Annotated in this window: 15 protein-coding genes; 8 read left to right on the top strand and 7 right to left on the bottom strand. The window is 63.9% G+C overall.

All coding sequences use genetic code 11. From position 1 onward, the window contains the following. Nucleotides 1-194 precede the first annotated feature (194 nt). A complete protein-coding gene (locus tag QA640_RS31930; protein WP_283036809.1) occupies nucleotides 195-557 on the top strand; it encodes a hypothetical protein in 363 nt (120 codons plus the stop codon). Between the two features lie 73 nt (nucleotides 558-630). Here QA640_RS31930 and QA640_RS31925 read toward each other — a convergent pair whose 3' ends face one another. Continuing rightward, nucleotides 631-876 (bottom strand): DUF6496 domain-containing protein, encoded by a 246-nt coding sequence (locus QA640_RS31925; RefSeq protein WP_283036808.1) that lies wholly within the window; start codon nucleotides 874-876, stop codon nucleotides 631-633. A gap of 180 nt (nucleotides 877-1,056) precedes the next feature. Here QA640_RS31925 and QA640_RS31920 point away from each other — a divergent pair, with 180 nt between their 5' ends. Next, complete coding sequence (locus tag QA640_RS31920; RefSeq protein ID WP_283036807.1) at nucleotides 1,057-1,398, top strand: hypothetical protein; 342 nt, start codon at nucleotides 1,057-1,059, stop codon at nucleotides 1,396-1,398. Nucleotides 1,399-1,407: 9 nt separating this feature from the next. Here QA640_RS31920 and QA640_RS31915 read toward each other — a convergent pair whose 3' ends face one another. Next, the gene (locus QA640_RS31915; protein ID WP_283036806.1) at nucleotides 1,408-1,602 is read right to left on the bottom strand and encodes a DUF3072 domain-containing protein; all 195 of its coding nucleotides are present in this window, start codon (nucleotides 1,600-1,602) and stop codon (nucleotides 1,408-1,410) included. A gap of 115 nt (nucleotides 1,603-1,717) precedes the next feature. On the opposite strand from QA640_RS31915, the gene QA640_RS31910 reads away from it, so the two are divergent. Then, nucleotides 1,718-1,957, top strand: coding sequence for a hypothetical protein (locus QA640_RS31910; RefSeq protein WP_283036805.1), 240 nt, complete (start codon nucleotides 1,718-1,720; stop codon nucleotides 1,955-1,957). A 15-nt stretch (nucleotides 1,958-1,972) separates the two neighbouring features. After that, a complete protein-coding gene (locus QA640_RS31905; protein WP_283036804.1) occupies nucleotides 1,973-2,173 on the top strand; it encodes a hypothetical protein in 201 nt (66 codons plus the stop codon). 325 nt (nucleotides 2,174-2,498) lie between these two features. On the opposite strand, the gene QA640_RS31900 is transcribed toward QA640_RS31905, so the two are convergent. Together QA640_RS31900 and QA640_RS31895 are read right to left on the bottom strand one after the other, a co-directional pair. Next, nucleotides 2,499-2,726 carry a hypothetical protein gene (locus QA640_RS31900; protein WP_283036803.1) on the bottom strand — a complete coding sequence of 76 codons (228 nt, stop codon included), beginning with the start codon at nucleotides 2,724-2,726 and terminating at the stop codon, nucleotides 2,499-2,501. A gap of 94 nt (nucleotides 2,727-2,820) precedes the next feature. Then, entirely contained in the window at nucleotides 2,821-3,078 is a 258-nt protein-coding gene (locus QA640_RS31895; RefSeq protein WP_283036802.1) for a hypothetical protein, read from the bottom strand. Between the two features lie 166 nt (nucleotides 3,079-3,244). Here QA640_RS31895 and QA640_RS31890 point away from each other — a divergent pair, with 166 nt between their 5' ends. Next, on the top strand, nucleotides 3,245-3,466 hold the full coding sequence (locus QA640_RS31890; RefSeq protein WP_283036801.1) for a hypothetical protein: 222 nt from the start codon (nucleotides 3,245-3,247) through the stop codon (nucleotides 3,464-3,466). Here the strand turns inward: QA640_RS31890 and QA640_RS31885 are convergent. Together QA640_RS31885 and QA640_RS31880 are read right to left on the bottom strand one after the other, a co-directional pair. Further along, nucleotides 3,463-4,947, bottom strand: a complete 1,485-nt coding sequence (locus QA640_RS31885; protein ID WP_283036800.1) for an HWE histidine kinase domain-containing protein — start codon at nucleotides 4,945-4,947, stop codon at nucleotides 3,463-3,465. The two genes, QA640_RS31890 and QA640_RS31885, sit on opposite strands and share 4 nt — an antisense overlap. Before the next feature lie 13 nt (nucleotides 4,948-4,960). Next, nucleotides 4,961-11,248 (bottom strand): HAMP domain-containing protein, encoded by a 6,288-nt coding sequence (locus QA640_RS31880; protein ID WP_283036799.1) that lies wholly within the window; start codon nucleotides 11,246-11,248, stop codon nucleotides 4,961-4,963. A 281-nt stretch (nucleotides 11,249-11,529) separates the two neighbouring features. Here QA640_RS31880 and QA640_RS31875 point away from each other — a divergent pair, with 281 nt between their 5' ends. Then, nucleotides 11,530-11,820 carry a hypothetical protein gene (locus QA640_RS31875; RefSeq protein ID WP_283036798.1) on the top strand — a complete coding sequence of 97 codons (291 nt, stop codon included), beginning with the start codon at nucleotides 11,530-11,532 and terminating at the stop codon, nucleotides 11,818-11,820. Nucleotides 11,821-11,822: 2 nt separating this feature from the next. Here QA640_RS31875 and QA640_RS31870 read toward each other — a convergent pair whose 3' ends face one another. Beyond that, nucleotides 11,823-12,344, bottom strand: a complete 522-nt coding sequence (locus tag QA640_RS31870; RefSeq protein ID WP_283036797.1) for a DUF4142 domain-containing protein — start codon at nucleotides 12,342-12,344, stop codon at nucleotides 11,823-11,825. 96 nt (nucleotides 12,345-12,440) lie between these two features. Here QA640_RS31870 and QA640_RS31865 point away from each other — a divergent pair, with 96 nt between their 5' ends. Continuing rightward, entirely contained in the window at nucleotides 12,441-12,638 is a 198-nt protein-coding gene (locus QA640_RS31865; RefSeq protein ID WP_283036796.1) for a hypothetical protein, read from the top strand. Nucleotides 12,639-12,761: 123 nt separating this feature from the next. Further along, the gene (locus QA640_RS31860) at nucleotides 12,762-12,896 is read left to right on the top strand and encodes a hypothetical protein (RefSeq protein WP_283036795.1); all 135 of its coding nucleotides are present in this window, start codon (nucleotides 12,762-12,764) and stop codon (nucleotides 12,894-12,896) included. Nucleotides 12,897-12,909: the final 13 nt, after the last annotated feature.

The following is a 12,909-nucleotide window of genomic DNA, read 5'->3' as shown; positions in this document are numbered from 1 at the left end:
CCGGCGGCCCCCGATAACATTCGCGTTAACGGATCTGTTGCGGACAGGGTTCGGCCCAAAAATCAACATTAACTCAAGGCGGTCGCGAGTCGCCTTTTGCGGTTCGGCGGGCGAGAGACGGTTGCATCAGCGGAACTCTCAGTGGGGCGCCGCTTTTGTGGAACCGGAAACCTCGTCAGGGATCGGTGCCAACGATGGATCGATTGAAGGCCTTCGGCAGGAGCGTGTTGCTGCTCGTTGCGCTTGTGCTTTGCACTCAAAGCGCGCTGGGTCGTGACGACGGACGCTATTCGGATTCGCCGCTCAAGCCATGGTTCGACAGCCTGCGCAGCCACCTCGGTCCGTGTTGCTCCGATGCCGACGGCGTGGCGCTCGCCGACCCCGATTGGGAATCCTACGGGGGCCACTATCGCGTCCGCATCGACGGCCAGTGGGTCGAGGTGCCCGATGAGGCCGTCATCACCGAGCCCAACCGAGCCGGGCGCACCATGGTGTGGCCGGTAAAGACTGCGTTCGGCATTTCAATCCGCTGCTTCATGCCCGGCACCATGATCTGACGGCCAAGATCTGACGCGGCTAGCCATCGACATTGGGCGGCGCACGAGATCTTCGCGCGCGCCCAATCTGGTCTCACCGGGAGCGCTTCTTCGACTTTTTCTTCGAGCCCTTCCGCTTCGATGTCTTCTTCGGGACCTTCTTGCCCTTCTTGCGCGCCTTCGACAGGCCGATCGCGATCGCCTGCTTCCGGCTCTTCACGCGTCCACCACGTCCGCCACGACCGCTCTTGGCCGTGCCCTTCTTGTAGCGGCGCATCTCGCTTTCGACATCCTTGCCGGAGCTCTTCGAATAGCGCCGCTTCTTTGCTTTGCGTGCCATGAGCGTCCTCCCTTCAAGGACAGAACCGTTCCGAACTTGCATGGTTCCGTCCCGCATGCCGACACGACACGCGGTGTGGGAAGGGCGGTGGTGCAAGCGTGCGCGACATCCTTCTTGTGATGTTTGGCGAGAGGCCTCTGCGTGACGATCACCGATCCTGGCTCCGTCAGGAGGCGCTGGTTGAAATTGCAATCGACCATCCGGCGCGCTGCTGATCGCGGCAACGCCGTGTGGCGCGTGGGCGCGGGCGGCTGTCGCGCGCCAAAGAACAAAATCATCGCGCGCGGAACGGACTGGCAGCGGTGCGGATTAACCGCCATGGTCACGATCAACATCCTCGACAAGCCGATCGAACGCATCCGCGAGACCTGCGAGATGATGGGCGCGCGCGACAAGTTCGAACGCGCGCTGCCTGAGCTCGAGACCTTCCTCGAAGCGGAGATCGCCAGAGGCGAGACCAGCGAGGCGCGGCTCACCTATGACGGGCTCTGCTTCCTCAAGGAAGCCTTTGCGCGGAAGTGATGCGGCAGGTCAGAACGAATTGGCAAGCTCGATCTCGGCCTCCAGCGCCTGGATGCGCTTTGCTGCCTCGTCGAAGCTGAGGTCCCTCGCATACTGGCCGGGCTGATAGGCCTCCTGGCTCAGCCGCCTCAGCCGCAGGACCTGGGCCCGTGTCATCTGCGCGGCGAGGAAATCCTTGGCGTCGTATTTACCTTCCACTTGCATTTGCACTCTCCATCCCTGAATCGTGACTTGACTATATGTTCTTATTTTGTTCTAACAAGCCATGGACAACAGAATTAATGAAATTCGTCGTAAAATCAGCGCGTTAAGGTCAGAGATGATCGACCTTGAGGCGTCGGTGCGCGACCTCCTCAACCGCGATCGCGACTGCAGTGAAAGCGCGCTTCGATTGCTCGGATTGCGCCAGGACGTAAAGCAGCTGATCACCGACTGGAAGGCGGCCGGCGGCGGCGATCTCCTGCTCAATAGCGGCGAGTGGGTGAGCCACCGCGCGAACATCAAGAACGATCCCAAGCAGAACGGTCACAAAGCGGCCCGCATGGCCGTGCGCCGGTGAAACCGGGGGCTTGCCGTGGATGAGGACCCGGACGCGTACCGGATTCTGAAACTGCGCGCCGAGATTCTCGAACTTGGGTCGGCCATCCGCCAGTTGCAGCGTGCCGGCCTCGACGATGCCGCAGCTCAGCTCTCGATCGCACGCAAGCGCGCGATGGTAGAAGCGCTCGCGAAGTGCGGACCGCAAGGCGCAGCGCGCCCCTCAATCCGGCCTTGACATGCCTGACATCCGACGCGGCTGAATCGGGTACGTTACGCAACGTGCCGTAGGCTTCCGATGTCGGACACCAAAACGACGATCCTGCTGCGCCGACGCTTGACGAGGTCTGCGCAGATATCCTCACATCCGAGACGGCCGCGCGCGAGCGCGCCGCGATTCTACAGATGATCCGGATGGGCCGCTGCTCGATCGACGATCTGCGCCGCATCGGGCGCGACGCGCTCAAAGGGCGCCGACGATGTGGCGCCAGCTAAGAGTGCGATGGTGGCAATCTTAAAGAAAGAGCCCCGCGACGGGCGGGGCTTTCTCGGGGTGAATGCGCTCACTTGCTGGGCATGCTGCCGGCCTGATTGGTGCCGGGGCCGACATTGCCCTGGCTCGACGGATTGGCGGCTCCTCCGCCGCTCGACTTCATGTTTGCACCAGTTGTGGTCTGCGACGAGGTCGCTGACGAATGATGCTTCTTGTGAGTTTTGGCTTCAGCGGCGAATGGCGCGACGGCGAGGCCGGCTGCCAGGATCATGGCAAAGGCGAGCTGGGTCTTCTTCATGCGCGGAACTCCCTTGAGTTGAATTGACGCAGGGAGCCAACAGCGATCGGGCACGAGAGTTCCCGCGCACGTGTTGCATGCGCCCACACGCGCTTCAAGAATCCTTGTCGTCCATCAGGACGAACACGGCGCCTGTTAGTGTTGCGCCGATTGCAAAGCTCGTCACGAGTGTGATGACGAACACGAAAATGGTCGGGCTTCCGCCACTCCTGAGCAGCGCCGCAACGGCAGGATTGATGAGCACGAGCGTGAGACCGAAAATGAGCCCGAGCGCCGCGCCCATCATCGCCTGCGTCATCAGCGTGATGGCGGCTGCCGTCGAAACCAAACGTGGCGATTTTCGCATTCGCATCGTCGCCCTCGACAATCATTCCGAGAAACGCCCCGGATCATCGAGAGTTCCTCGAACACCTTAGCTTCAGCTTCCTGAACAAATATTCATGTGCGCGATCTTCAGGTGGCGTTCATGCGAGGTCTGAGAGGATTGGGACTGAAGCAACGACAAGGAAAGCTCGATCATGGGAAAGGTGATCTTTCTGTACCGCTCCCTTGCCTATCGCAACGCGGCTGCGGAAATGCTGCGCAAGGCGCGCACGTTGCCGCGTGGTGCGGAGCAGCGCGCCGCCCGAAGCTATGCGATGGCCCTGCGCGATCTGGAGCGCAGCGAAGCCTGGCTCGAGGGCCGCATCGCGGATGCGCCGCTGCAGATGCAGGCGGTGAGGGTGCGCGCCGGGCGCTAGCCAGAGGCGCGCTGCAATTCGCCGGCGATCGCAGCGTCGAATTGTTCGGCCGCCGGCAGAGCCTTCCGCGTCAGCGGCACTTCGAGGCGGCACAAAAGACCCTCGGCACGCCAATCGAATTGCGCCTGTCCGCCGAGCTGGGACTCGACGCTCGCGAGCAGGCTCTTGGTGCCGAAGCCGCGAGCCTTTGGCTGCCTGACCAGCGGCCCCCCGGATTCCTCCCAGGTCAGCGCGAGCATCTCGCCACTCACCTCCCAACCGATCGCAAGCCGGCCGGACCGCGTCGACAGCGCGCCGTATTTGGCCGAATTGGTGAACAGCTCGTGCAGCGCCAGCGCCAGCGTTTGCGCGGTCGCAGGCACGAGCTGCACTTCGGGACCCGACAGACGGATCTGGCCGCCGAGCGAATAGGGCGCGAGCTCCTCCTCGATCAGCTTGTTGATCTCGGCACCTTGCCAGCTCGACAGCGACAGGATGGTGTGCACGCGCGCCAGCGCATTGATACGTCCTTCGACGGCATTGACGTAGGTCTTGACGTCGTCGGCACGGGTCAGCCGGACGATTGATTGCGCGAGCGCCAGGGCGTTCTTGGCGCGGTGATCGACTTCGCGAGCGAGCAGATTCTGGCGCTCCTCGGCGCGCTTGCGCTCGGTGATGTCGACGGTGACGCCGCTCACCCGCACAACGCGACCATTTCCGTCCAGCGTCGCCGCCGCCGTTCCGACGCACCAGCGGACTTCGCCGTCCGGCCGCTGAATGCGGAATTCGGCTTCATAGGCACGCGTGCCCGTGTTGAATTCGGCGATCGCCTTGCGGAACTGATCGACGTCATCGGGGTGCAGCAGCGCCTGCACGCTGGCCGAGGTGACGTTGAATGTCTCGGGTGCAACGCCGAAGATGCGATACTGGCCTTCGTCCCACATCCAGTCGCCGTTGATCCAGTCCCAGTCCCAGGATCCCATCTTGCCGGCGGCGATCGCCATGCTGCGCCGCTGCTCGCTCTCGAGCAGCTTGGCGGTCGAGCTTTCGAGCTCGGCGGTGCGTGCGCGAACGCGATCCTCCAACTCCTGGTTCAGCCGCTCGAGCTCGCGCGTCTTGCGATAGAGCTCGGCGAACACTTTGATCTTGGCGCGCAGCACCTCCGGCACGACCGGCACCGGAACGTAGTCGACCGCGCCCATCTCGTAACCGCGCAGGCGGTCGATGTCGGAGACCTGGATTGCCGAGATGAAGATCATCGCAATCTTCTGGAAGCGCGGATGCTCGCGGATCATCGCCGCGAGCTCGAAGCCGTCGAGTTCGGGCATGCAGACGTCGACCAGGATCACCGCGATCTCGCTCTTCAGCAAGATTTCCAGCGCCTCGCGGCCGGAGGAGGCGATCACGAGGTTCTCGCCGAGGTCCTTGAGGATCACCTCATAGGCGAGCAGCTTGGCCGGCTGGTCGTCGACGAGGAGGATGTTGACCTTTTCGTGGTCCATACTCGGATTCCACTCAGCGATGCAGCCACATGCGGATCGCAAGCAGCAATTGATCGGTGTTGACGGGTTTGGCGAGGTAGTCAGAAGCACCCGCTTCCAGACATTTCTCCCGGTCGCCCTTCATCGCCTTCGCGGTCAGCGCGATGATCGGCAGTCGCAAAAAGGCCGGGTTCTCCCGGATGACGCCGATGGTCTGATAGCCATCCATCTGCGGCATCATGATGTCCATCAGCACGATCGCGATCTCCGGATTGGACTCCACCAGCGTCACCGCCTCGCGGCCTGTCGTGGCGGTCAGCACCTTCATGCCGCGCCGTTCCAAGACGCTCGACAGCGCGAAGATGTTGCGGGCATCGTCGTCGACGAGCAGCGCGGTCTTGCCGATGAGGTCCTCGTCGGAACTGTTCAGCTTCTCGAGCATGCGCTGCTTTTCGGTTGGCAATTCGGTGATCACCCGGTGCAGGAACAGCGCGGTCTCGTCGAGCAGGCGTTCGGGTGACTCCACGCCCTTGACCACGATGCTGCGCGCCATGGTGTGGAGCTCAGCATCCTCTTCCGCCGAGAGCTCTCGGCCGGTGAAGACCACGACCGGAATGTTCGACAGCGCCTCGTCGCTGCGAATTTGGTCCAGCACCTCGAAGCCGCTCATGTCCGGCAGACGCAGGTCCAGCACCACGCAATCCCAGCGCGATTCGCGCAGCGTCGAGAGCGCGCCGGCACCGGTGTCGGTCGCCACGATCTCGATGTCGTCGTGATGCAGCAGCTCGCGGATCGAGAGCTGCTCCGCCTCGTTGTCCTCAACGATGAGGAGCCGCTTGCGCCGGGGCCTTGCATATTCCTTGATCTGGCTCAGCGCTGCGGAAACGCCCTCGGTCGTGGTCGGCTTGTTGACGAAGGAGAAGGCGCCGCGGGCGAGCGCGTGCTGGCGGTCCTCGTCCAGCGTGATGATCTGCACGGGGATGTGGCGGGTCAGCGGATTGTGCTTGAGCTGGCTCAGCACAGTCCAGCCCAGCATGTCCGGCAAGAACACGTCGAGCGACACCGCCGTCGGCTGGTATTGCTTGGCGAGTTCGAGAGCCTCGGCGCCGCGTGCGGCGACCAGCACCTTGAACCCCTTGTCGCGGGCAAGATCGACCAGCACGCGAGCGTAATGCGGATCGTCCTCGACGATCAGCAGGATGGTATCCCCCGGTTCGAGATTGAGCCGGTCGTCAGGCAGTTGCTCGATGACGCGCTCGGGCGCAGTCGCCTGCGTTTGGAGCGCGGGCGGCTGGTTGGCCGCGGGCGCGGACCGTGACGCCAGTGTCGGTCCCGAGTATTTGAGCGGCAGGTACAACGTGAAGGTGGAGCCCTTGCCGGTCGCGCTGCGCAGGTGGATCTCGCCGCCGAGCAGGCTTGCGAGTTCGCGGCTGATGGCGAGCCCAAGGCCGGTGCCGCCATATTTGCGGCTGGTGCCGGCGTCGGCCTGCTGGAAGGCCTCGAAGATCAGCTTCTGCTTCTCCAGGGGAATGCCGATACCGGTATCGGAGACCTCGAACGCGATCACTGCCGGCACAGCATTGAGCACGGGGTGATCCGGCGTCCAGCCGCCGAGCGCGCCGGCGACCTTCAGCCGCACGCCGCCTTCGGCCGTGAATTTGAAGGCGTTCGACAACAGGTTCTTCAACACCTGCTGCAGCCGCTTGGAGTCGGTGACGATGCTGCGGGCGAGGTTCGGATCGACCTCGATGTTGAAGGACAGGTTGCGGTTCTCGGCCTCGTGCCGGAACGGACGTCCGACGGTTTCCAACAGGTTCGCGGTCAAGATTTCCTCGGCGTCGACGGTCACCGTGCCGGACTCGATCTTGGAAAGATCGAGAATGTCGCTGATCAGGTTCAACAGGTCGGTGCCGGCGCCGTGGATCGTGCGCGCGAACTCGACCTGCTTGGCCGAGAGATTGCCATCCGGATTGTCGGTAAGCTGCTGGCCAAGGATCAGGATCGAATTCAGCGGCGTGCGCAGTTCGTGGCTCATATTGGCGAGGAATTCGGACTTGTACTTCGAGGTCAGCGCCAGCTCGGTCGCTTTTTCCTCCAGCGCGCGGCGGGCCTGTTCGATCTCCTGGTTCTTGCGTTCGACCTCCACGTTGCGCTCGGCGAGCTGCTGCGCCTTCTGCTCGAGCTGCTCGTTGGTCTGCTGCAATTCGCGCTGCTGGGCCTGGAGCTCGCCTGCGAGCTGTTGCGACTGCTTGAGCAGGCCTTCGGTCTGCATCGTCGCCTCGATCGAGTTGAGCACGATGCCGATGGAGTCTGTGAGCTGTTCCAGGAAAGTCATTTGCGAGGTGGTGAATGAGGCGAGCGAGGCGAGCTCGATCACCGCCTTCACCTGGCTCTCGAACAGCACGGGCAGTACGACCAGGTTCTTCGGCACGACGCGCAGCAGCGCCGAGTTGACCGGCACCACGTCGGCGGGGATCTCCGCGACCACGCGCGGGCGCTTGTCGAGGGCACATTGCCCGGCGAGGCCATCACCGAATTGCAGCACCTGCGGATAGGGATAGGCGCCGTCGCCGGCATAGGAGGCAAGCAGGCGGAGCTGCGGGCTGTCCTCGTTCTCGATCTGGTAGATCACGCCGGCATGGGCGTTCACTAGCGGCGACAGCTCGGAGAGCAGCAGACGGCCGACGGTAGTGAGGTCGCGCTGGCCCTGAAGCATGTTGGTGAATTTGGCGAGGTTCGTCTTCAGCCAATCCTGCTCGGTGTTCACGTCCGTCGTGAGACGCAGGTTGGTGATCATTGTGTTGATGTTGTCTTTCAACTCCGCGACCTCGCCGCGGGCATCGACCTGGATCGACCGCGTCAGGTCGCCCTTGGTGACGGCGGTCGCGACCTCCGCGATGGCGCGCACCTGCGAGGTGAGATTCGCCGCCAGCAGGTTGACGTTGCCGGTGAGGTCCTTCCAGGTGCCGGCGGCGCCCGGCACGTTGGCCTGGCCGCCGAGCCGGCCCTCCACGCCGACCTCACGCGCCACCGACGTCACCTGATCGGCGAAGGTCGCGAGCGTCTCGGTCATGTTGTTGATGGTGTCGGCGAGTGCCGCGACCTCGCCCTTCGACTTCACGGTGAGGTTCTGCTTGAGGTCGCCGTTCGCGACCGCAGTCACGACCTTGACGATGCCGCGCACCTGCTCGGTGAGGTTCGCCGCCATGAAATTCACGGTGTCGGTGAGATCCTTCCAGGTGCCGGCGACACCGGGCACCTGGGCCTGGCCGCCGAGCTTGCCTTCGGTGCCGACCTCGCGCGCAACGCGCGTGACTTCGCCGGCGAAGGCGTTGAGCTGGTCCACCATGGTGTTGATGGTGTTCTTCAACTCGAGGATTTCGCCCTTCACATCGACCGTGATCTTGCGGGAGAGGTCGCCGCGCGCCACGGCGGTCGTGACTTCGGCGATGTTGCGCACCTGCGTGGTGAGGTTTGCGGCGAGCAGGTTGACGTTGTCGGTGAGGTCCTTCCAGGTGCCGCCGACGCCGGGCACCACCGCCTGACCGCCGAGCCGCCCCTCGGTGCCGACCTCGCGCGCCACGCGCGTCACCTCGGCGGCGAAGGAGCGGAGCTGCTCGACCATCGTGTTCAGCGTATCCTTGAGCAGCAGGATCTCGCCGCGGACGTCCACCGTGATCTTCTTCGACAGGTCTCCGCCCGCGATCGCGGTCGCCACCTCGGCGATGTTGCGGACCTGCGCGGTCAGGTTCGAGGCCATGAAGTTGACGTTGTCGGTGAGGTCCTTCCAGGTGCCGGCGACTTCAGGCACTTGCGCCTGGCCGCCGAGCTTGCCTTCGGTGCCAACCTCGCGCGCGACGCGCGTCACTTCCGATGCGAAGGCATTGAGCTGGTCCACCATGGTGTTGATGGTGTTTTTCAGCTCGAGGATTTCGCCGCGCACGTCCACGGTGATCTTGCGGGACAAGTCGCCACGCGCCACGGCGGTCGTAACCTCGGCGATGTTGCGGACCTGGGCGGTGAGGTTGCCCGCCATCGAGTTCACGCTATCGGTGAGATCCTTCCAGGTACCGGCGACGCCGGGCACGTTGGCCTGGCCGCCGAGACGGCCTTCGGTGCCGACCTCGCGCGCCACGCGCGTCACCTCACCCGCGAAGCGGTTGAGCTGGTCGACCATCGTGTTCAGCGTATCCTTGAGCTGCAGGATCTCGCCGCGCACGTCGACGGTAATTTTTCGCGACAAGTCGCCGCCGGCGATGGCGGTTGCGACTTCGGCGATGTTGCGGACCTGGGCGGTGAGGTTGCCCGCCATGGAGTTCACGGAGTCTGTGAGATCCTTCCAGGTGCCGGCGACGCCGGGCACCTCGGCCTGGCCGCCGAGCTTGCCTTCGGTGCCGACCTCGCGCGCGACACGCGTCACTTCTCCAGCGAAGGCGTTGAGCTGATCGACCATGGTGTTGAGCGTTTCCTTGAGTTGAAGGATCTCGCCCGACACGTTCACGGTGATCTTCTTCGACAGGTCGCCCTTGGCCACAGCGGTTGCGACCTCGGCGATGTTGCGGACCTGGCCGGTCAGGTTCGAGGCCATCGAGTTGACCGAGTCGGTCAAGTCCTTCCAGGTGCCGGCGACGCCACGCACCTGGGCCTGACCGCCGAGCTTGCCTTCCGTGCCGACCTCGCGCGCCACGCGCGTGACTTCGCCGGCGAAGGCGTTGAGCTGGTCCACCATGGTGTTGATGGTGTCTTTCAGTTCCAGGATCTCGCCGCGCACGTCCACGGTGATCTTCTTCGAGAGATCGCCGCCTGCGACGGCCGTCGTCACCTCGGCAATGTTACGAACCTGCGCGGTCAGGTTCGACGCCATCGAGTTGACGCTCTCCGTCAGGTCCTTCCAGGTACCGGCGACACCGAGCACGTTGGCCTGGCCGCCGAGCCGCCCTTCGGTACCGACTTCGCGCGCCACGCGCGTCACTTCGCCGGCAAACGCGTTGAGCTGGTCGACCATGGTGTTGAGCGTTTCCTTGAGCTGAAGGATCTCGCCCGACACGTTCACCGTGATCTTCTTGGAGAGGTCGCCGCTCGCGATCGCGGTCGCGACGTCGGCGATGTTGCGGACCTGCGCCGTCAGGTTCGAGGCCATGAAGTTGACGTTGTCGGTGAGATCCTTCCAGGTGCCGGCCACACCAGGCACTTGCGCCTGGCCGCCGAGCTTGCCTTCGGTGCCGACCTCGCGCGCCACGCGTGTCACTTCAGAAGCAAACGAGTTGAGCTGGTCCACCATGGTGTTAATGGTGTCCTTGAGCTCGAGGATTTCGCCGCGGACGTCCACGGTGATCTTGCGGGAGAGGTCGCCGCGCGCCACCGCCGTGGTCACGTTGGCGATGTTGCGCACTTGTGCGGTCAGATTGCCGCACATCGCATTGACGGAGTCGGTGAGGTCCTTCCAGGTGCCGGCGACGCCCGGCACGATGGCTTGGCCGCCGAGCTTGCCGTCGGTGCCGACCTCGCGCGCCACGCGCGTCACTTCCGAGGCAAAAGAGCGAAGCTGGTCCACCATCGTGTTGATGGCTTCCTTGAGCTGAAGAATCTCGCCGCGAACGTCCACGGTGATCTTCTTCGACAAGTCGCCGTTGGCCACCGCGATCGTCACCTCGGCGATATTGCGCACCTGGTTGGTCAGGTTGTTCGCCATCGAGTTGACGCTCTCGGTCAAATCCTTCCAGACGCCGGTCACTTCCGGCACCTGCGCCTGGCCGCCGAGCTTGCCTTCGGTGCCGACCTCGCGCGCCACGCGCGTCACCTCGGAGGTGAACACGCCGAGCTGCTTGATCATGGTGTTGACGATGGTCGCCGACTGCAAAAATTCGCCGCGCAGGGGGCGGCCGTCAACGTCGAGCTTGACGGTTTGCAAGAGGTCGCCCTGTGCCACGGCCGCGACCGCGCGCGTCACCTCACGCGTCGGCCACAGGAGATCGTCGATCAGCGTGTTGACCGAGCCTTCCATGTCGGCCCACGAGCCGGAGGCGAGCCCGAACTTCACGCGCTGCCGCGTCTTGCCCTCACGACCCACAACTTGGCCGACCAGCTCGAGCTGCTGCGCCATACGCTGGTTGGCGGCGATGATCTCGTTGAAGGTGTCGGCGATCTTGCCGTCGATACCCAGATAGTCGCCGCTCATGCGCACGGAAAAATCGCCGCTGCGCATCGCTTGCAGTGCAAGCAGTAATTCCTGCCGGGAATCGGCTTCCGGACTGCCATTCGCTTTTCGTTTGGGGAGGCGACGGCCGGACGCCGAAGCCGGTCCGGGATCGAGGTCGCTCATGTCATTCCCCCCGCAGGTGCGTCGCCGAATCCAAAGCAAATACGCAGTGTTGGAAATAGAACGTCAGCGCAATTCCAAATCAAGCTCCAACGTTGGAGCAGGAAAAACCGGAACCTGGCTCGCTCAGCCCGGTCGAGTTAACGCGCGCCACGGAAGGGGGTTCCAAGCGGGGCAGGAATTTTTCTTGTTGCGGTGTTCCGCGCGCGGAACGGCTGGGACGCGGTTTGGCTCGGAACGGAGCATGCAGCTCCCGGTTAGCCTGCAAAGCGAAGGAGCTTGTTATGAAAATCGTAACCCTGGTCGCCGCGGTGATCTTGCTGCTGGGCGGTGTATCCCATGCGCAGAACGGCGAGCCGAGCGGCCGCGGGGCCGTCACGGGAGACCCGGCGGCAAGTTCGGCGACGCCTGGCTCCGCACCGACGACGGGAGCTGCGACGCGGCCGAGCCGGAGCGGCAGCGGCACCTCCACTTCGGGCGGGCGGGACGACAATGGCGATCAGGGCAGGGACAAGATGCCGGAGAGCAATCGCACCGTGAAGCCGGAGAGCGAGCAGCATCATCCCGAACGCTGAGCCTACTTGTCGGCCAGCGTGCGCGCAGCGTCCCTGAGCTGCGATCGGAGGACCGGCAACTGTTCCCGCGCGAAGGCGCCGAGCGCATCATTGTCGGGCGCTTGCAGATAGCGCTCGAGCAGGGCGACGGCCTCTTCATACTCGGCGACCTGCGCCGCGTAGAATTGCCTGACATAGGCCGGGCCTTCATCGCCGGGGCCGGTGAGTGCGGCACCCGCTGTCGAGGCCTTGCGAACGTTCGGCTCGGCGCCGATCGCCTGCTGGATCTGTTTTAGCGCCTTGTCGCGCTTGGCCGCATCCTCGGCTCGCGCGGTCGCGAGGGTCTTGACCTCCTGATTGCCCCTGAGATCGGCGCTCTCGAGCAGGCCCTGCTGGAAGCGCCCGAACGCATAGAGACCGCTGATGACGTCGGTTGCGGTCGGCGTGCGCGCGGAATCGTGCCCTGCCCACGTTCGTTCGCCGCTATTGTCGGCGAGTACAGCGGTGCTCATCAGCAACAGGACAGTGGCGACGATCATGCGCATGGACCGTCAATGGCGGGCCCAAGCCGAAGTTCCCGCGACATTACGATCCGGTTAGGGCGGTTGCGCAGCGCAGCTCCGCCCCCCACCTGTTTCGATATGAAGCAATCGGATATCTTCAGGGAAAACGCCGAAAACTGCCTGCATCTTGCGGAGCGGGCCGAAGGGCAACCCACCTACAAGCGCTACCAGCGGATGGCGGAAGCCTGGACGGCGCTCGCGGAGGAGCAGGATTGGCTCGATGGCGAAATCCCGCCAGTCGCCCAATGCGTGCCGCAAAAGAAGCCGACATCATAGCCGCTCTCGCGTTCGTGAGCCCTCGGGTGAGATCGCTCACAAACGATGCGCGACCAACTGACGATAATCCGGAGACATAGTCGGTACTCATCGCGTTCGTTCATTTCCAGCAGGAGGATTGCAATGGCTCCCCGTCTGGCACTGTTCGCCCTCATCATGGCGTTTGGCATCTCCGCGACCTTCGCGACCCTGACGACGCTGCGGCAAGTCCATTTGGCGCACTCGTCGCCGGCCGCCGCACAGCACGCGCGCAGCTAGGCGCGCTTGACTT

The organism is Bradyrhizobium sp. CB82 (assembly GCF_029714405.1).
Lineage (GTDB): Bacteria > Pseudomonadota > Alphaproteobacteria > Rhizobiales > Xanthobacteraceae > Bradyrhizobium.
The sequence above is the reverse complement of the archived record's forward strand: the minus strand, read 5'-3'. Positions and strand labels throughout refer to the sequence as shown.